18 protein-coding genes and 1 tRNA gene are annotated in these 17,718 nt (G+C 65.1%); 13 read left to right on the plus strand and 6 right to left on the minus strand.

Annotation, left to right across the window (positions count from 1 at the left end):
* Nucleotides 1-15 precede the first annotated feature (15 nt).
* Nucleotides 16-1,839: an extracellular solute-binding protein gene (locus tag ACWV14_RS18190; protein ID WP_454902940.1), complete on the minus strand. Its 1,824-nt coding sequence runs from the start codon at nt 1,837-1,839 to the stop codon at nt 16-18.
* Nucleotides 1,840-1,876: 37 nt separating this feature from the next.
* Between ACWV14_RS18190 and fabI the strand changes: the two genes are divergently transcribed.
* Both fabI and ACWV14_RS18200 read left to right on the plus strand, forming a co-directional pair.
* Nucleotides 1,877-2,659 carry an enoyl-ACP reductase FabI gene (gene fabI, locus ACWV14_RS18195; protein WP_130424770.1) on the plus strand — a complete coding sequence of 261 codons (783 nt, stop codon included), beginning with the start codon at nt 1,877-1,879 and terminating at the stop codon, nt 2,657-2,659.
* Nucleotides 2,660-2,724: 65 nt separating this feature from the next.
* Nucleotides 2,725-3,567 (plus strand): DNA ligase, encoded by an 843-nt coding sequence (locus ACWV14_RS18200; RefSeq protein WP_454906010.1) that lies wholly within the window; start codon nt 2,725-2,727, stop codon nt 3,565-3,567.
* Between the two features lie 37 nt (nt 3,568-3,604).
* Here ACWV14_RS18200 and ACWV14_RS18205 read toward each other — a convergent pair whose 3' ends face one another.
* A complete protein-coding gene (locus tag ACWV14_RS18205; RefSeq protein WP_285410274.1) occupies nt 3,605-5,908 on the minus strand; it encodes an arginine/lysine/ornithine decarboxylase in 2,304 nt (767 codons plus the stop codon).
* Between the two features lie 206 nt (nt 5,909-6,114).
* Here ACWV14_RS18205 and ACWV14_RS18210 point away from each other — a divergent pair, with 206 nt between their 5' ends.
* From ACWV14_RS18210 to ACWV14_RS18230, 5 genes are all read left to right on the plus strand, one after another.
* Nucleotides 6,115-6,540 (plus strand): NfeD family protein, encoded by a 426-nt coding sequence (locus ACWV14_RS18210; RefSeq protein WP_422086854.1) that lies wholly within the window; start codon nt 6,115-6,117, stop codon nt 6,538-6,540.
* 37 nt (nt 6,541-6,577) lie between these two features.
* Nucleotides 6,578-7,507 (plus strand): SPFH domain-containing protein, encoded by a 930-nt coding sequence (locus ACWV14_RS18215; RefSeq protein WP_093054740.1) that lies wholly within the window; start codon nt 6,578-6,580, stop codon nt 7,505-7,507.
* Between the two features lie 25 nt (nt 7,508-7,532).
* Nucleotides 7,533-7,623: transfer RNA gene (locus ACWV14_RS18220), tRNA-Ser, on the plus strand.
* 195 nt (nt 7,624-7,818) lie between these two features.
* Nucleotides 7,819-8,175, plus strand: coding sequence for a hypothetical protein (locus tag ACWV14_RS18225; protein WP_454902941.1), 357 nt, complete (start codon nt 7,819-7,821; stop codon nt 8,173-8,175).
* Nucleotides 8,176-8,275: 100 nt separating this feature from the next.
* The gene (locus ACWV14_RS18230; protein ID WP_081270538.1) at nt 8,276-8,665 is read left to right on the plus strand and encodes a response regulator; all 390 of its coding nucleotides are present in this window, start codon (nt 8,276-8,278) and stop codon (nt 8,663-8,665) included.
* Nucleotides 8,666-8,732: 67 nt separating this feature from the next.
* Here ACWV14_RS18230 and ACWV14_RS18235 read toward each other — a convergent pair whose 3' ends face one another.
* From ACWV14_RS18235 to ACWV14_RS18250, 4 genes are all read right to left on the minus strand, one after another.
* The gene (locus ACWV14_RS18235; RefSeq protein WP_454902942.1) at nt 8,733-9,950 is read right to left on the minus strand and encodes a branched-chain amino acid ABC transporter substrate-binding protein; all 1,218 of its coding nucleotides are present in this window, start codon (nt 9,948-9,950) and stop codon (nt 8,733-8,735) included.
* 136 nt (nt 9,951-10,086) lie between these two features.
* Nucleotides 10,087-10,485 carry a hypothetical protein gene (locus ACWV14_RS18240; protein ID WP_422086857.1) on the minus strand — a complete coding sequence of 133 codons (399 nt, stop codon included), beginning with the start codon at nt 10,483-10,485 and terminating at the stop codon, nt 10,087-10,089.
* Between the two features lies 1 nt (nt 10,486).
* Nucleotides 10,487-10,927 (minus strand): DNA polymerase III subunit chi, encoded by a 441-nt coding sequence (locus ACWV14_RS18245; protein WP_454902943.1) that lies wholly within the window; start codon nt 10,925-10,927, stop codon nt 10,487-10,489.
* Nucleotides 10,924-12,426, minus strand: coding sequence for a leucyl aminopeptidase (locus ACWV14_RS18250; protein ID WP_454902944.1), 1,503 nt, complete (start codon nt 12,424-12,426; stop codon nt 10,924-10,926). Before ACWV14_RS18250 ends, ACWV14_RS18245 begins: the two co-directional genes overlap by 4 nt.
* 21 nt (nt 12,427-12,447) lie before the next feature.
* Between ACWV14_RS18250 and lptF the strand changes: the two genes are divergently transcribed.
* From lptF to ACWV14_RS18280, 6 genes are all read left to right on the plus strand, one after another.
* The gene (gene lptF / locus ACWV14_RS18255) at nt 12,448-13,572 is read left to right on the plus strand and encodes an LPS export ABC transporter permease LptF (RefSeq protein WP_454902945.1); all 1,125 of its coding nucleotides are present in this window, start codon (nt 12,448-12,450) and stop codon (nt 13,570-13,572) included.
* Nucleotides 13,569-14,681, plus strand: coding sequence for an LPS export ABC transporter permease LptG (gene lptG / locus ACWV14_RS18260; RefSeq protein WP_455342661.1), 1,113 nt, complete (start codon nt 13,569-13,571; stop codon nt 14,679-14,681). The genes lptF and lptG overlap by 4 nt, the downstream gene beginning before the upstream one ends.
* Nucleotides 14,678-15,064 carry a sirohydrochlorin chelatase gene (locus tag ACWV14_RS18265; protein ID WP_454902947.1) on the plus strand — a complete coding sequence of 129 codons (387 nt, stop codon included), beginning with the start codon at nt 14,678-14,680 and terminating at the stop codon, nt 15,062-15,064. Before lptG ends, ACWV14_RS18265 begins: the two co-directional genes overlap by 4 nt.
* A gap of 63 nt (nt 15,065-15,127) precedes the next feature.
* Nucleotides 15,128-16,069, plus strand: a complete 942-nt coding sequence (locus ACWV14_RS18270; RefSeq protein WP_007832298.1) for a CysB family HTH-type transcriptional regulator — start codon at nt 15,128-15,130, stop codon at nt 16,067-16,069.
* Nucleotides 16,070-16,229: 160 nt separating this feature from the next.
* On the plus strand, nt 16,230-17,396 hold the full coding sequence (locus ACWV14_RS18275; RefSeq protein ID WP_454902948.1) for a pyridoxal phosphate-dependent aminotransferase: 1,167 nt from the start codon (nt 16,230-16,232) through the stop codon (nt 17,394-17,396).
* 162 nt (nt 17,397-17,558) lie between these two features.
* The gene (locus ACWV14_RS18280) at nt 17,559-17,717 is read left to right on the plus strand and encodes a DUF3309 family protein (RefSeq protein ID WP_013541242.1); all 159 of its coding nucleotides are present in this window, start codon (nt 17,559-17,561) and stop codon (nt 17,715-17,717) included.
* Nucleotide 17,718: the final 1 nt, after the last annotated feature.

A 17,718-nucleotide genomic window follows, 5' to 3' on the forward strand; every position in this document is an offset into this window, starting at 1 on the left:
CTGTTTCCTTCTCTTCTACTTGTTCGATTGCTTCTGCGGCTGCCTGGCCCACCAGGTGCCCATGACCCAGTCTTCACCGCCGGCATAGGGCGGCATCGGGGACTTGAACGCCAGGCGCCAGTCGTCGTAGACGATGCGGTGCGAGGTCAGCGTCCACTGGGGAATCAGGTAGTGGCTGTGCATGATGACGCGGTCCAGCGCGCGGCAGGCGGGCATCAGGTCGGCCTTGGTGTCGGCATCGACGATGTCCTTGAGCAGGGCATCGACCGCCGGGGTCGAAACGCCCATGTAGTTGCCCGAACTCTCCGTCTTGGCGGCCTTGCTGCCGAAGATTTCGAGCAGCGACTGGCCCGGGTTGTTCGTGCCCGGGAAGTTGATGGTGGTGATGTCGAAGTCGAAGCGGTCGAGCCGCTCCTGGTAGAGCGCGAAATCGACCGTCGCGAAATTCAGCGTGATGCCAAGCTTCTCGAGGTTGCGGACCCACGGCGACACGGTGCGTACGCCGCCTTCCTTGCTGTCGAGGTACTCGAGCGTCATGGCCTCGCCCTTGGCGTTGCGCAGGGCGCCATCGCGATACTCCCAGCCGGCCTCTTTCAGCAGGTCGCGCGCGCGCCGCAGGTTGTTGCGCAGCGAATGGCCCTCGCCCTCGGTGACGGGCGGCGTGTACATCGGCCCGAAGCTCGCGTCGGGGATCTTGCCGCGCCAGGGTTCGAGCAAGGCCTTTTCTTCCGGCGACGGCAGGCCCTGGGCCTCGCAGTCGGTGTTGCCGAACAGGTCTTTCACGCGCGGGTAGCCGCCATAGAACATCTGCCGGTTCATCCATTCGTAGTCGAGCGCCAGGCCCAGAGCCTCGCGCACGCGCGGATCTTTCAGCCTCTCGCGGCGGCTGTTGAGCACGAAGCTCTGGAAGCCCGCGGGCTTCTTGTGCTGGAACTCGCGCTTGATCAGTTCCCCGGTGTTGAAGCGCTTGCCGTTGACCCGCCTTGCCCAGTCGCCGGCCGAGTAGAAGCTCATCATGTCGAACTCGCCGGCCTTCAGCGCCTCGAGCCGGGCCGTGTTGTCCTTGTAGATCTTCACGGTGATGCGGTCGAAATTGTGCGAACCGCGATTCACGGGAAGGTCGCGCCCCCAGTAGCCGGGGTCGCGCACGTAGGTGATGTCCTTGCCGAAGCGCACCGGGCCGATCTTGTAGGCGCCGCTGCCGATGGGGATGTCCATCACCACCTGGTCGAAGGGCTTGGCCTTGCCGTTCTCCACGCCCCATGCGCGGCTGAAGACCGGAAGGCTGCCGACGATGAGGGGCAGCTCGCGGTTCGGCGTCTTGAACCGGAAGCGGATGGTGCGGGCATTGACCACGTCGGCGCCGTCGACCTCCTGCAGCAGCGTCTTGTAGCCGGGCGAGGTGTAGGGGCCGATCAGCGTGTCGTAGCTGTGCTTCACGTCGGCCGCCTCGACCGGCAGGCCGTTGTGGAACCGGGCCTCTGGCCGCAAGCGGAAGGTCACGCTGCGGCGGTCGGGCGCCACGGTGACGTCTTCAGCCAGCAGGCCGTAGCCGGAGGCGGTTTCGTCCATGGAGCCGGTCAGCAGTGTGTCGAACAGCAGGCTGTCGAGGTAGGCCGGCGCCGAGCCCTTGATGGTGAACGGGTTGTACTTGTCGAAGGTGGAAACGCGCAGGTTGCTCACCAGCCGCAGTTCGCCGCCCTTGGGCGCCGCCGGATCGACGTAATCGAAGGCCTTGAAATCGGGCGCGTACTTCAGGTCGTCCCAGAGTGCATAACCATGCGCGGCCCACGCGGGAACCGCACACACCATCAACGACCAGGCCCAGAGAAACCGCATGCGAGAATTCTGCCCAAGATTTTCACGAGGCAACTTCATGGGCTTTCTTTCCGGCAAGAAACTGCTGATCACTGGTGTATTGAGCAATCGCTCCATTGCTTATGGCATTGCCAAGGCCTGTCATGAACAGGGCGCGGAGCTCGCCTTCAGCTACGTCGGCGAGCGATTCAAGGACCGTATCACCGAATATGCCGCAGACTTCGGCTCGAAACTCATTTTCGACTGCGATGTGGGCGACGACGCGCAAATCGACAAGCTCTTCGCCGATCTGGCGCAGACCTGGCCCAAGTTCGACGGCTTCGTGCACAGCATCGGCTTCGCGCCGCGCGAGTCCATCGCCGGCGACTTCCTCGACGGGCTCTCGCGCGAAGGCTTCAAGATCGCGCACGACATCAGTGCCTACAGCTTCCCGGCCATGGCCAAGTCGGCCCTGCCCTATCTCAACGACAAGTCGGCCCTGCTCACGCTGACCTACCTGGGCGCCGAGCGCGCGCTGCCCAACTACAACACCATGGGCCTGGCCAAGGCCTCGCTCGAAGCTTCGGTGCGCTACACGGCCGCCTCGCTCGGCCCCAAGGGCATGCGGGTCAACGGCATCAGTGCCGGCCCGATCAAGACGCTGGCGGCCAGCGGCATCAAGGGCTTCGGCAAGATGCTCGCGGCCGTGGCCGACGCCTCGCCGATCCGCCGCAACGTGACGATCGAGGAAGTCGGCAACGTGGCCGCCTTCCTGCTGAGCGACCTGGCCAGCGGCGTGACCGCCGAGATCACCTATGTGGACGGCGGCTTCAGCAACGTCGTCGGCGGGATGGCCGAGTAAATCCAGCCATTGAGACCCGGCACGGCCACCAGATGGCCGTGGCTCGCTATTCATTTCATAGCATCGTGCTGAACCGACGCTCCCTGCTTCTTGCCGCCTTCGGCCTCGTTGCCGCGCCCGCCGCGTTCGCACGCGCGGCGGCCCCCTCGCTGATGCTGGCCGACGTCTATCGCCCCGGCATGTCGCTGCACGACTACTGGGTGAGCGAGAAGTACGACGGCGTGCGCGGCTACTGGGACGGCAAGCAACTCTGGACTCGCAGCGGCGAGCGGATCGCGGCCCCCGCATGGTTCACCGCTGCGCTGCCGGCGCAGCCGCTAGATGGCGAGCTGTGGGCAGGACGAGGCCGGTTCGCGCATGCGGTGGCGACGGTGCGCAGCCAGACACCCAACGACATCGCATGGCACGAGATGCGCTTCATGGTGTTCGACCTGCCCAACCAGCCCGGCGACTTCACTGCGCGGCTGGGCGCACTGCGCAAGCTGCTGCCGATCACCGACGCACCGTGGGTCGTGGCCGTTCCGCAGGAGCGCGCGACCACGCACGCAGAACTGCAGTCGCTGCTCGACAAGACGGTGAAGATGGGCGGCGAGGGGCTGATGCTCCACCGCGGCAGCTCGCAGTACCGTGGCGAGCGCAACAACGATCTGCTGAAGGTCAAGCCGTACGAAGACGCCGAGGCCCGCGTGGTCGAGCACGTGCCAGGCAAAGGCAAGCATGCCGGCCGGCTGGGCGCGCTGCTGGTCGAGACGGCCGACGGCAAGCGCTTCAAACTCGGCACCGGGTTGACCGACGCCGAGCGTGAGAATCCGCCGGCCATCGGCAGCTGGGTGACCTACCGCTACAACGGCACCACCACGAAGGGCCTGCCCCGCTTCGCCCGCTTCATGCGGGTGCGCGAAGGCTAGGCCAGCACTTCGATCGGTCCGGCCGGCAGGCTGGGCCCTACTTCACTTGCTTGACGCAGTCAGCGTAGTAGCGCTTCTTGCCCGTCTCGTCGACGCGCGCCACCAGGCCGTGGATGTCGGTTTCGAAGCCCGGGCACTGCAGGTTGAACTCGCGCGAGAACTTGAGGTAGTCGACGATCTTCTTGTTGAACACTTCGCCCGGGATCAGCAGCGGAATGCCCGGCGGGTACGGCGTGATCAGGCTGGTGGTGATGCGGCCCTCTAGCTCATCGATCTCTACGCGCTCGGTCTTGCGGTGGGCAATGTGGGCGAAGGCGTCGCTGGGCTTCATGGCCGGCGTCAGGTCGCTCAGGTACATCTCGGTCGTGAGGCGTGCCACGTCGTAGCGCGCGTACAGCTGGTGGATGTGCTGGCACAGGTCGCGCAGGCCGAGGCGCTCGTAGCCGGGGTGCTGCTGGCAGAACTCCGGCAGGATGCGCCACATCGGCTGGTTGCGCGCGTAGTCGTCCTTGAACTGCTGCAGCGCCGTGAGCAGCGTGTTCCAGCGGCCCTTGGTGATGCCGATGGTGAACATGATGAAGAAGCTGTACAGCCCGGTCTTCTCCACGATCACGCCGTGCTCCGCCAGGAACTTGGTGACCACGCTGGCGGGAATGCCGGTCTCGGCAAAGTTGCCTTCAAGGTCGAGGCCGGGCGTCACGATGGTCGACTTGATCGGGTCGAGCATGTTGAAGCCGTCGGCCAGCTCGCCGAAGCCGTGCCAGTTGCGCGGCGACTTCTTGCTCTTGGCCTTGGACGGGCCATTCTTCTCGCCGTGCATGATCCAGTCTTCGGCGCGGCCGATGCCCTCGTCGACGAGTTTCTCGGGGCCCCAGACCTTGAACCACCACTCGTCCTTGCCGAATTCTTCCTCGACCTTGCGCATGGCACGGCGGAAGTCGAGCGCCTCCAGGATGCTCTCCTCCACCAGCGCGGTGCCGCCGGGCGGCTCCATCATGGCGGCGGCCACGTCGCAGCTCGCGATGATCGCGTACTGCGGGCTGGTCGACGAATGCATCAGGTAGGCCTCGTTGAAGAGGTCGCGGTCGAGCTGGCGGTTCTGCGAGTCCTGCACCAGCACGTGGCTGGCCTGGCTGATGCCGGCGAGCAGCTTGTGGGTGGACTGGGTGGCGAACACCAGCGATTCCTTCGGGCGCACGCGGCGCTTGCCCATCGCGTGATAGGCACCGTAGAACGGGTGGAAGGCGGCATGCGGCAGCCAGGCTTCGTCGAAGTGGAGCGTGTCGACATAGCCGTCGAGCATGTTCTTGATGGTCTCGGTGTTGTAGATCACGCCGTCGTAGGTCGACTGCGTGAGCGTCATCACGCGCGGCTTGACCTTGTCGGGGTCCACGTCGGCCAGCAGCGGGTTGGCCTTGATCTTGGCCTTGATGGCGCTCTGCTCGAACTCGCTCTTGGGAATGGGGCCGATGATGCCGAAGTGGTTGCGCGTGGGCTTCATGAACACGGGAATCGCACCGGTCATGATGATCGCGTGCAGGATCGACTTGTGGCAGTTGCGGTCGACCACCACCACGTCGTCCGGCGCCACCGTGTGGTGCCACACCATCTTGTTGCTGGTGCTGGTGCCGTTGGTCACGAAGAAGCAGTGGTCGGCGTTGAAGATTCGCGCCGCATTGCGCTCGCTGGCCGCCACCGGGCCGGTGTGGTCGAGCAGCTGGCCCAGTTCTTCCACGGCGTTGCAGACGTCGGCGCGCAGCATGTTCTCGCCGAAGAACTGGTGGAACATCTGGCCCACCGGGCTCTTAAGGAACGCCACGCCGCCCGAATGGCCCGGGCAGTGCCACGAGTAGGAGCCGTCTTCCGCGTAGTCGATCAGCGCCTTGAAGAACGGAGGCTGCACGCCTTCGAGGTAGCTCTTGGCCTCGCGGATGATGTGGCGCGCCACGAATTCGGGGGTGTCCTCGAACATGTGGATGAAGCCGTGCAGCTCGCGCAGGATGTCGTTCGGAATGTGGCGCGAGGTCTTGGTCTCGCCGTAGATGTAGATCGGCACATCGGCGTTCTTGCGGCGCACTTCGCCGATGAAGTTGCGCAGGCTCAGCACGGCCGGGTCGAGGTCGGGGCCGACGGTGAATTCCTCGTCGTCGATCGACAGGATGAAGGCGCTGGCGCGGCTTTGCTGCTGGGCGAACTGGCTCAGGTCGCCGTAGCTCGTGACGCCCAGCACCTCGAAGCCCTCCGTCTCGATGGCTTGCGCGAGCGCGCGGATGCCGAGGCCCGAAGTGTTTTCGGAGCGGAAGTCCTCGTCGATGATGACGATGGGAAAGCGGAATTTCATGAGCGGGGCTCCGGGTCAGGCAATGAGACGAGGCGCGAAGTGTACGGAATTCAGATGAAGAATCCGGTCAGCTTGCCGCAAGCCATCCGCTGCAGGCGGGCAAGGGCCGCGCCGACCCGGCGCCAGTACCCCTACGCAGGACAAGCGCTTGGGGGCAATGCCGCAGAATGGCGCGCATCGAACAAGCAAGAAGAGGAGTCGACAACATGGCGAATTCCACCGTCTGGTGGCTGATCGCGGGGGCGGCCATCGTGGCCGAGCTGCTTTCGGGCACGGTCTACCTGCTGTTGCTGGCCGCGGGCTTTGCCGGGGCGGCAATCTCGGCACACCTGGGCTTCGACATCGTCACGCAGTTGATCGTGGCCTCGGTGATCGGCGTGGGGGCCGTGCTGGTCTGGTATTCCATTCAACGCAAGCGCCCGCCCGCCCCACCCAGTGGCGCCAACCCCGACCTGAACCTCGACATCGGCGAGATCGTGCACGTGGAGGCATGGAACGCCGACGGCACGGCCACCGTGCGCTACCGGGGCGCCCAGTGGACGGTGGTGCCCCGCGCGGGCCGCGCGCCTTCGACTGGCGAGCACCGCGTGGTCGAGATGATCGGCAGCCGTCTCGTTGTCGACAAGGTTTAGTCAGTACGTCCGTAGAACTCAGAAAAGGAAGCGCACCATGGAATTTTCGGTCCCACTCATCATCCTGGTCATCGCGATCATCTTCATCAGCCAATCGGTCAAGTTCGTGCCGCAGCAGAACGCCTGGGTGCGCGAGCGCCTGGGCAAGTACCACGGCACCATGACGCCCGGCCCCAACTTCCTGATTCCGTTCATCGACCGCGTGGCCTACAAGCACAGCCTGAAGGAAATCCCGCTCGACGTGCCCAGCCAGATCTGCATCACGCGCGACAACACGCAGCTGCAGGTCGACGGCATCCTGTACTTCCAGGTGACCGACCCGATGCGCGCGAGCTACGGTTCGTCGAACTACATCGTGGCAGTGACGCAACTCGCGCAGACCTCGCTGCGCAGCGTGATCGGCAAGCTCGAGCTCGACAAGACCTTCGAGGAACGTGACGTCATCAATGCCCAGGTTGTGGCCGCCATCGACGAGGCCGCGCTCAACTGGGGCGTGAAGGTGCTGCGCTACGAAATCAAGGACCTGACGCCGCCGAAGGAAATTTTGCTGGCGATGCAGGCACAGATCACCGCCGAGCGCGGCAAGCGCGCGCTGATCGCGGCTTCCGAAGGCCGCCGCCAGGAGCAGATCAACATCGCGACCGGCGAACGCGAGGCCTTCATCGCCCGCTCGGAGGGCGAGAAGCAGGCGCAGATCAACAATGCGCAGGGCGAAGCGGCCGCCATCACGGCGGTGGCCACCGCCACGGCGGATGCCATCGAACGCGTGGCGGCGGCCATCCGCCAGCCGGGCGGTGAACAGGCAGTCCAGCTCAAGGTGGCCGAGCGCGCAGTCGATGCCTACGGCAAGGTGGCGGCCGATTCCAAGACCACGCTGATCGTGCCGAGCAACATGTCGGAGACCGCCGCGCTCATCGCTTCGGCAATGCGCATGGTCCAGGCAGGCAAACCTTCGAATCCGACCTGAACAGACTGCTACAATCGTGGGCTCAGGAGCGGTGGATGAGCGGTTTAAGTCGCACGCCTGGAAAGCGTGTGAGGGTTAATAGCCCTCCGCGGGTTCGAATCCCGCCTGCTCCGCCAGAGATTGTTTGTTCGTAACCGTTCGCGAACATTGCTGATCAGGAAAAGCCCGAGTCGCCACAAGCGCTCGGGCTTTTTTGTCGTCCGCAAGACGGGCCGGAGCGTTGCGTTACAACAACTTGCTTCGGCACCCCAGGCACTTTCGTCTGGCGTACGATCCAAAGGTTTTACTTTCAAGCCCGCAAAGGAGCCTCGATGGCTGGACAACCGCAACCCTCGCCGCGTGGCAAGACATCGCTGGATAGCACCCTGAAAAAGAGCGAACAGGTGGCCGCAGACGTGCAGCGGGCATCGGACAACCTCGCCGTGGTGAACACAGTGCTCGAACAAGAACTGCCTGAAGAGGTTCAGGTCGGAGAAGTGGCGCAGGCCATCGAACACACGAGCCAGCTCGAGGAGAAACTGGCCAAGTCCGCCGAGAAGCTGGCCGAGGTCAACGCGGCCCTGAGCGAAGAAATCGAGAAGCGTCTCGAAGTGACTGCCGAGCGCGACGAGAGCCAGGCGCTGGCCGAAAAGCTCAAGGCCAAGATCCGCTCGGGACAGACGGACTGAACGTCGCATCGCGCGCCGCTCTCTCCGTCCGTCTCCCTTCTCCTACGCCGCCCCGGCATCAGGCACGCTACGCTATTGGTTCTCAAAGCGAAACCACGGCATGGCCCTCATCACGTTCCTCGTCGAGGACAACAAGACCATCAGGGACAACCTGGTCCCGGCACTGGAGGACCTGGTCAACGGCCGCGTGGTCGGCTTCGCCGAAACCGAGTCGGACGCACTGGCTTGGATCGCGGCGCATCCGGACGACTGGCAACTCCTCATCGTCGACCTGTTCCTCAAGGAAGGCTCCGGCCTGGGCGTGCTGGCAGGCTGCAAGACGCGCAAGCCCGGCCAGCGGGTCGTGGTGCTGAGCAACTACGTCACCGCTGACATCCGGGCGCGGTGCGGTGCGCTGGGCGCCGATGCCGTGTTCGACAAGTCGCGCGACCTCGACGCCTTCATCGAGTACTGCAACGCCGACCGGCCGTCAGGTCTCGCGCCGCTCTGACCCCGCCTTGGTGCGGACATGAAAAAAGGGCCCGAAGGCCCTTTCTCTTTTGCGGCGGCCGCGCGGCTCAGCGCACCACGGCGATCTGCGTACGCACACCACCCTTGTAGGTGTACAGCGTCAGCGCGCCGTTCTTGATGTCGCCCTTTTCGTCGAAGGCGATCGGGCCCGTCACGCCCTTGTATTGCACCTTGCCGACTTCCGGCAGGTACTTCTCGGGGTCGGACGAACCGGCCTTGACCATGGCTTCGGCCAGCACGTTGACGGCGTCGTACACGTACGGTGCATAGATCTGCACTTCCACGCCGTTCTTGGTCTTGAACTTGGCCTTGAAGTCTTCCAGCGGCTGCTTGAAGTCGCCGTCCACGCCGCCGGCTTCAGCGCACACCACCATGTCTTCGCCGATGGCATCGCCAGCCAGCTTGGGCAGTTCGCCGGTGCACAGGCCGTCGCCGCCCATGAACTTGACGTTCAGGCCGAGTTGCTTGACCTGCTTGAGCATCGGGCCGCCGACGGCGTCCATGCCGCCGAAGAACAGAACGTCGGGCTTGGCGGCCTTCAGCTTGGTCAGGATGGCGTTGAAGTCGGTCGACTTGTCGGTGGTGAATTCGTGGCCCACGATGGTGGCGCCGGCAGCCTTGGCCGACTTCTCGAATTCTTCTGCGACGCCCTGGCCGTAGGCGGTACGGTCGTCGATCACGGCAATGTTCTTGCCCTTGAGCGTGTCGACTGCGTACTTGCCCAGCGTGCCGCCGAGTTGCGTGTCGTCAGCCACCACGCGGAACGTGGTCTTGAAGCCTTGACGCGTGTACTTGGGGTTCGTGGCCGAAGGCGAGATCTGGGGAATGCCAGCGTCGCTGTACAGCTTGGAGGCGGGGATGGTGGTGCCCGAGTTCAGGTGGCCGACCACGCCGTTGACCTTTTCGTCGACGAGCTTCTGAGCCACTGCGGTGCCTTGCTTCGGATCGCCTGCATCGTCTTCGGCGACCAGTTCGAACTTGGCGGTCTTGTCGCCGATCTTGACGCCCTTGGCGTTCAGGTCCTCGATGGCCATCTTGGCGCCCATTTCGTTGTCCTTGCCCAGGTGGGCAATGGGACCGCTGGTAGGTGCAACGTGACCGATCTTGACGACCAGCGTGTCCCCGGCAGGTGCTGGTGCAGGTGCGGCAGCCGGAGCAGCGGCGGTTGGCGCGGGCGCTGCAGCGGGAGCAGCGGCTTCTTCTTTCTTGCCGCAAGCCACAAGCGTGATTGCAGCCAGTGCGACCGCAGTCCATTTCAATTGCATGAGAACCTCCAGAACTTGGATGAAAAGAATAAAAAACCGGTCGTGTGATCCGGGCGGCTAGACCTCGCAAGTTTCGCGCCGCGGACCAGCGGCACCCTCACGCCCTTCCGACCTGCGGCGCAGTTTAGCCGAGGATTTATGCGCCGGAAGCTGGCGTAGACCCTGTGTTTTCGCTGAGTTCGGCGGCCATTGCCTCGATCACCAGAGCACGCAGAACAGCTTCGATTTCATTGCGCAAGCGCGGCACCATTGCATCGAGTTGATGCTGAACGGCAGCTGACACGGTGTCGCTCAAACGCTCTTCCAAAGAGAGGTCGACACGCTGCAGCACGCGATGCAGCAGTTGCTCTTCGAGGCTGACGATTTCCGCCTGCGACAGCTGCGCGGCAGGTGGCAATGCCATGGTGCTTGCGGGGTCGGCTTGCGTCGCCGGCGGGGCCTCTGGCGGCTCGGGGCTCGCGGGCTCCGCCGGGATCTCGAGCACCGTGGTGAGGGTGGGAACGAAACGGGGCGGCGTGCGCAGCGTGCTGGCCATGTCAGGAACTCTTTGCGAAGTCGTGCGGCTGGATGGCGTAGCCGCGATCGGCGTAATGGCGCCAGCGCGAGCGGCCGACCTGGCGGTCGTTGCCTTCGTCGCTCACGATGTCGATGAGGCGCTCATAGCGCTCGAAGCCGGCCGGCACCTCGAGGCCGAGGTTGACCAGCATCTCGCGGTGCGGCAGCGTCGCTGCGTCGGCGCCATCGGAAGAAAGAATGACGGGCGTGCGCGCCAGAACATGGGCCGGTGCGTCACCGCGGCAGTGCGCGATGAAGTCGACCGGAGAGAGCTGCCAGAGCGCGGCATCCACCAGGTCGAGCGCACGCGCGTCACCAATCACCACCACGCGCAGGCCACGCGCGTTGACGGCTTTTCGAACCAGCCTGCAGGCGTAGTTCAGCTTGTCCGGCGCGTTGTAGTGAAAGCCGATTTCCGTCACTTGGCGGACCGGGCCTTTCGAGCCGGGGTTCCGGGCGCTGCCGCGGCCCTGGGAGCGCCGCTCGCGGCACGGCTCGTGAGGTACGACACCAGCAGCCCCACCGGCCGGCCGGTCGAACCCTTGGCCGCCCCGCTCTTCCAGGCCGTGCCTGCGATGTCGAGGTGGGCCCAGGCGAAGTCGCCTGCAAAGCGCTGCAGAAACTTGGCCGCGGTGATGGCACCGCCGGCACGGCCTGCGATGTTGGCCACGTCGGCGAAGTTGCTCTTGAGGCCCTCGGCGTAGTCGTCGTCGAGCGGCAGGCGCCAGCAGCGGTCTTGCGAGGCTTCGCCGGCCGTTTCCAGCGCGGCGGCCAGCGTTTCGTCGCTGGAGAACAGGCCGCTGCGCACGCCTCCTAGCGCCACCACGCAGGCGCCCGTCAGCGTGGCGATGTCGATCACCGCGGCAGGGTCGAAGCGCTTGGCATAGGTGAGCGCGTCGCACAGGATCAGGCGGCCTTCGGCGTCGGTATTGAGCACCTCGATGGTCTGGCCGCTCATGCTGGTGACCACGTCGCCCGGCTTGACCGAGCGGCCGTCGTTCATGTTCTCGCACGACGGGATCAGGCCGACGACGTTGATCGCGGGCTGGATGTCGCCGAGCGCCCGGAAGGTGCCGAGCACGCTCGCCGCGCCGCACATGTCGAACTTCATCTCGTCCATTTCGGCCGCCGGCTTGAGCGAGACGCCACCGGTGTCGAAGGTGATGCCCTTGCCGACCAGCACCACGGGGGCCTGGTCCTTGGGGCCGCCCTGGTAGCGCAGCACGATGAAGCGCAGCGGCTCGGCCGAGCCCTGCGCCACGGCCATGAAGGAACCCATGCCGAGCTTCTCGACTTCCTTCGGGCCCAGCACCTCGCACTTGATCTTCGGCAGCTTGGCCAGCCCCTTGGCGGCCTCGGCCAGCAGCGTGGGCGTGGCATGGTTGGCGGGGCGGTTGCCCCACTCCTTGGCCAGCTCGATACCCTGCACGGTGGCGCGGGCATCGTTGAAAGCGCCGGTAACAGCCGTTGCGTCGGTCACGCCGACGGTCAGGTGGCGGATGCTGCGCGGCTCGGCCTTCGACTTGGTGGTGGTGTAGACATAGCTGGCGTCGGCCGCCGCCGTGACGGCGCAAGCCACCGCGGCGCCGTCCGCGGGCTGCGCGAACACCACGACCACCCGCTTCGGCCCGTGGGCCTTGGCTGCATTGACCGCCGCGGCGACGCCGTTGCGCACCGATCCGGGCTTGCCGTCGCCGATGGCCGCGAGCACCACGCGGGCCGCCACGACGTCGTCCGGACGGTAGAGCGTGAGCAGTTTTCCGGCCTTGTCGGGCAGGTCTCCGGCCTTGCGGGCACTGGCGGCCAGCACGGAAAGCGGGTCTTTGGTGGTGAGCGGAGCGCTGCCGACGAGCACGATCAGGACATCGGATTTCTCGGCTGCAGCCTGGGCGACGGTGAGGGTCTTGAGTTGAAAGTCCATAATCCTTTTTTTCCTCGAACGATGTTATTCCATTCTTCCCTACGCAAGGAGCTGTCCCGCAGCTTCGGAGCGACCCTCGTGGTTCTGGTCACCATCGTGATGACCATGATGCTCATCCGTACCCTCGGGCTCGCGTCCAAGGGCAGTGTGAACCCGCAGGAGGTGTTCCTGGTCATGGCCTACACGGTGCTCGGCTACATGCCGACCATCCTGAGCCTGAGCCTGTTCATCGCCATCGTCGGCACGCTCTCGCGCATGTACCGCGACAGCGAAATGATCATCTGGTTCTCCAGCGGCCGCGGCCTCATGGACTTCGTGCAGCCGCTGTTCCGCTTCGCCTGGCCGGTGCTGATCCTGATCGCGGTGATGGCGCTGGTGGGCTGGCCGTGGGCCAACTCGCAGACCATCGGCATGCGCAAGCAGTACGAGCAGCGCAGCGACATCGAGCGCGTGTCGCCCGGTGAATTCCGCGAATCCGCGGGCCGGGTGCGGGTGTTCTTCATCGACAAGGAAACGCCGGACAACTCCAAGGCCACCAACGTCTTCATCTGGTCGGTCGAGCGCAACATGCAGATCACCACCTCGGCGCGCAGCGGCAGCATCGAGAACATCGGAAACTCCCGCTACCTGCTGCTCAACAACGGCCAGCGCCTGGAGCAGCCGATGGTCAACACCGGGCTGAAGATCAGCGAATTCAAGACCTACGGCACCCGCGCCGGCGGCAGCGACGGGCTCACCAACGACGCCACGCCTTCGCGCGCCCGCACCACGCTGTCGCTGCTGACCGACCCGAGCGACATGAGCCGGGGCGAACTGGCCTGGCGCATCGGCATGCTGCTGACCGCCATCAACTTCGTGCTGCTGGCGCTGAACGTATCGAGCGCCAATCCCCGCGTCGGCCGCAGCGGCAACATGCTGCTCGCGCTGTTCGCCTTCGTCGTCTACTACAACATGCTCAACCTGGGCCAGAGCTGGATCAGCTCGGGCCGCTTCAGCATGGGCAGCTTCATGCTTGTGCTGCACGGCGGCGTGCTCCTCATCAACCTCGCATGGCTGAGCGCGCGCCAGAACAACTGGGGCCGCCGCGCGAAGAAAGTCCGCGCCGCCACGCCTGCGACCACTCCCAAGATCGAACCCACCGCGTGAAAACGATAAGACGCCTGATCTACGTGGAGGTGCTGAAGTCCGTCGCGTTCGTGACGCTCGGCTTCCTGAGCCTCTTCTTCTTCTTCGACTTCGTCGATGAACTGCAGTCCATCGGCAAGCCGGACAGCCTCGACTACGGGCCCGTGCAGGCACTGATCTACGTGGCCCTGCTGATCCCTAGCCACCTGTACGAGCTGCTGCCGATCACCGTGCTGATCGGCTCCATCTTCGTCATGGCGCGGCTCGCGCAAAGCTCCGAATACACCATCCTGCGCACCAGCGGCCTGGGCCCGTGGCGCGCGCTGCGCACCCTGCTGCTGCTGGGCCTGAGCTTCGTCGTGCTGACCTTCGCGGTCGGCGACTATGTGGCGCCGAACTCGGAGCGCACCGGGCAACTGCTCAAGGCGCGCTACCAGGGCACGTATTCGCTGGCGGGCAACACCGGCGCGTGGCTCATGGAAAAGCGCGGCGATGTCTCGTACGCGGTGAATGTGCTGGCCATCGACCGCGGCGGCTCGCTCAAGAGCCCGCGCATCTTCGAGTTCGACGACAAGGGCTACATCAAGACGCAGACGCTCGCGGCCTCCGCCCGCATCGGCGACGACGGCCACTGGATCCTCACCGACGTCGACCAGCAGAAGTACGACACACAGGGCTCGGCCGACCAGGCCCATATCGTCAGCACCAAGATCCCCGAACTGAACTGGCCGACCTCGCTGACCGCCGAAATGGTGTCGGTCGCCCTCCTGCGCCCCGACCGCATGAGCACGATCGACCTGTTCGACTACATCCGCCACCTCGACGCCAACGGCCAGACCGCCCAGCGCTACGAGATCGAGTTCTGGCGCAAGGTGTTCTATCCGCTGTCGTGCCTGGTGATGGTGGTGCTCGCCCTGCCCTTCGCTTACCTGCACTTCCGCCAGGCCGGCATCACGACCTATGTGTTCGGCGGCGTGATGATCGGCATCAGCTTCTTCCTGCTGAACAACGTGTTCGGCTACCTCGGCAACCTCGGCAACTGGTCGCCGTGGCTCACGGCGGCGGCGCCGGGGCTGATCTACTCGGTGATGTCCTTGACGGCCTTCAGCTGGCTGGTGCTTCGGCGATGACGGCGCCGGCACGAGGCAGGCAGGTCCAGGGCATCGTCCTGCTGGCGCACGGCTCGCGTGACGAGCGCTGGCGCGAACCCATCGAGGCCGTGGCCGCGCGCGTGACCAGCCGCACGCCTGACGCGCTGGTGGCCTGCGCCTACATGGAACTGGCCGCCCCCGACCTTCCCACCGCAGTAGCGGCCCTGGTGACCGCCGGCGCCACGGCCATCAGGCTCGTTCCACTCTTCCTGGGCATGGGCAAGCACGCACGCGAAGACCTGCCGCTGCAGGTCGAAGAGCTTCGCCAGCGCTGGCCTGCCATCGACATCTCGCTGGCCCGGATCGTGGGCGAAGAGCCTGAACTGGTCGACCTGCTGGCCAAAATTGCTATCAAAAACTGAAGATCCAGCAATTTCGATAGATTCCGAAGGCATAATGAATTCCGCAATAAGACGGAATTTGATATGAATCTGCATCAGTTCAAGTTTGTTCAGGAAGCCGTGCGGCGCAACCTGAACCTCACCGAGGCAGCCAAGGCGCTCCACACCTCGCAGCCCGGTGTCTCCAAGGCCATCATCGAGCTCGAGGAAGAACTGGGCGTTGAAATCTTCGCGCGCCACGGCAAGCGGCTCAAGCGCGTCACCGAGCCGGGCCAGCATGTCATTGCCAGCATCGAACTCATAATGCGCGAGGTGGGCAACCTCAAGCGCATCGGCGAGCAGTTCAGCGCTCAGGACAGCGGCACCCTTTCCATCGCCACCACCCACACCCAGGCGCGTTACGTGCTGCCGGTGCCCGTGGCCAACCTGCGCGAGGCCTACCCCAAGGTCAACGTGAGCCTGCACCAGGGCTCGCCCGACCAGGTGGCGCGCATGGTGATCGACGAGATCGCCGAAATCGGCATTGCCACGGAATCGCTCGACGGCTACGCCGAACTGGTGACCCTGCCCTGCTACGAATGGCAGCACGTGCTGGTGCTGCCCAAGGACCATCCGCTGGCGGCCAAGGAGCGCATCTCGCTCGAAGACCTGGCGAGCGAGCCGATCATCACCTACCACCCGTCGTTCACCGGCCGCACGCGCATCGACCACGCCTTCGCACAGAAGAAGCTCACGCCGCGCATCGCGCTGGAGGCCATCGACTCCGACGTGATCAAGACCTACGTGCGCCTTGGCCTGGGAGTGGGCATCGTGGCGGAGATGGCCGTGCGCGACGAGTCGAACGCCGACCTCGTGGTGCGCCCCATGGGCCATGTGTTCGGCCAGAATATTGCCCGCGTCGCCTTCAAGCGCAGCGCCTACCTGCGCAACTTCGTCTTCAAGTTCGCCGAGCTGCTCTCCGATCGCCTGGACCGCAACCTGATCGCCAAAGCCCTCAGCGGCCACCAACAAGACTACGAGCTGTAAACAGGATCACCCCCAGGCTTCGCGCACTTCGTGTCGCTTCGCCATCCCCCTTCCGGGGGCAACACCGGCGGCCCGGCAAAGCCGGTTCCGCGGTGTTTCCGGAAGGGGCAGCGACGAGCAAGTGGCATGCTGAACAACAGTTGAAGAAATCACGAACATCATGAGCACGTCCCCGCGCACGCCCGAAGTGGGCACCAAGCTGCCCTCCGTCGGCACCACCATCTTCACGGTCATGTCGACCCTGGCGGCCGAGAAGAACGCGGTCAACCTGGGCCAGGGCTTTCCGGACTTCAACTGCGACCCGAAGCTGCTCGAGGACGTAACGGCCGCCATGGCCGCGGGCCACAACCAGTACCCACCGATGCCGGGCATTCCGGCGCTGCGCGAGGCCATCGCCGCCAAGATCTCGGCGCTGTACGGCCACGGCTACAGCGCGGCCACGGAAATCACCGTCACCGCCGGTGCCACGCAGGCCATCATCACGGCCATCCTTGCCGTGGTGCGCCCGGGCGACGAAGTGATCGTGCTGGAGCCCTGCTACGACAGCTACGTGCCCAACATCGAGCTGGCCGGCGGCAGCGTGGTGCGCGTGCCCCTCGTGCCCGGCACCTTCCGCCCCGACTTCGACAAGATCGCCGCCGCGCTCACGCCGCGCACGCGCGCCATCATCATCAATACGCCGCACAACCCGAGCGCCACGGTCTGGACCGAGGCCGAGATGCGCAAGCTCGAGGAACTGCTCGCCCCCACCGACGTGTTCGTGATCAGCGACGAGGTCTACGAACACATGGTGTTCGACGACGCGCGCCATGAAAGCGTGGCGCGCTTCCCGGGCCTGGCGGCGCGCAGCTTCATCGTCAGCAGCTTCGGCAAGACCTACCACGTCACCGGCTGGAAGGTCGGCTTCGTGGCGGCCCCCGCGCCGCTGATGGCCGAGTTCCGCAAGGTGCACCAGTTCAACGTGTTCACCGTGAACACGCCGATGCAGCACGCGCTCGCACGCTACATGGCCGAGCCCGCGCCTTACCTGGAGCTGCCCGCCTTCTACCAGCGCAAGCGCGACCTGTTCGCCGCCGGCCTGGCCGAGAAGACGCGCTTCAGGCTGCTGCGCAGCGAAGGCAGCTACTTCCAGTGCGTCGACATCTCGGCGGTGAGCGACCTGTCCGAAGCCGACTTCTGCCTCTGGCTCACGAGCGAGATCGGCGTGGCGGCGATCCCGCTGTCGGCCTTCTACGGCAACGGTTTCGACCAGCGCGTGGTGCGCTTCTGCTTCGCCAAGAAAGACGAGACCCTGCTCTGCGCCCTGGAGCGGCTCGCGCGCCTCTGACGCCGGCAAGGCCCGCGGTGCCGTCGCCTGCCGCCTGACCGGCAAGGCGCCGACACCGGCGGTAGGACTTTGGCTGACCGCCGAAGGGGCGGCTCTCCGGCGTTGCTCGCGACATGGCGGGGTGAGCATGAAAGCTCATCACAACAACGCCCTGGAGAAAACATGTCGCTCTCGTTCATTCTGCTGATCGTTCTGATCCTGATACTGATAGGCGCGCTGCCGAGCTGGGGCTACAGCCGGTCCTGGGGCTATGGTCCCAGCGGCGGCGTAGGCCTGATCGTGCTGATCGTCGTCATCCTCGTGCTCATGGGACGCATATAGG

The organism is Variovorax durovernensis (assembly GCF_977011995.1).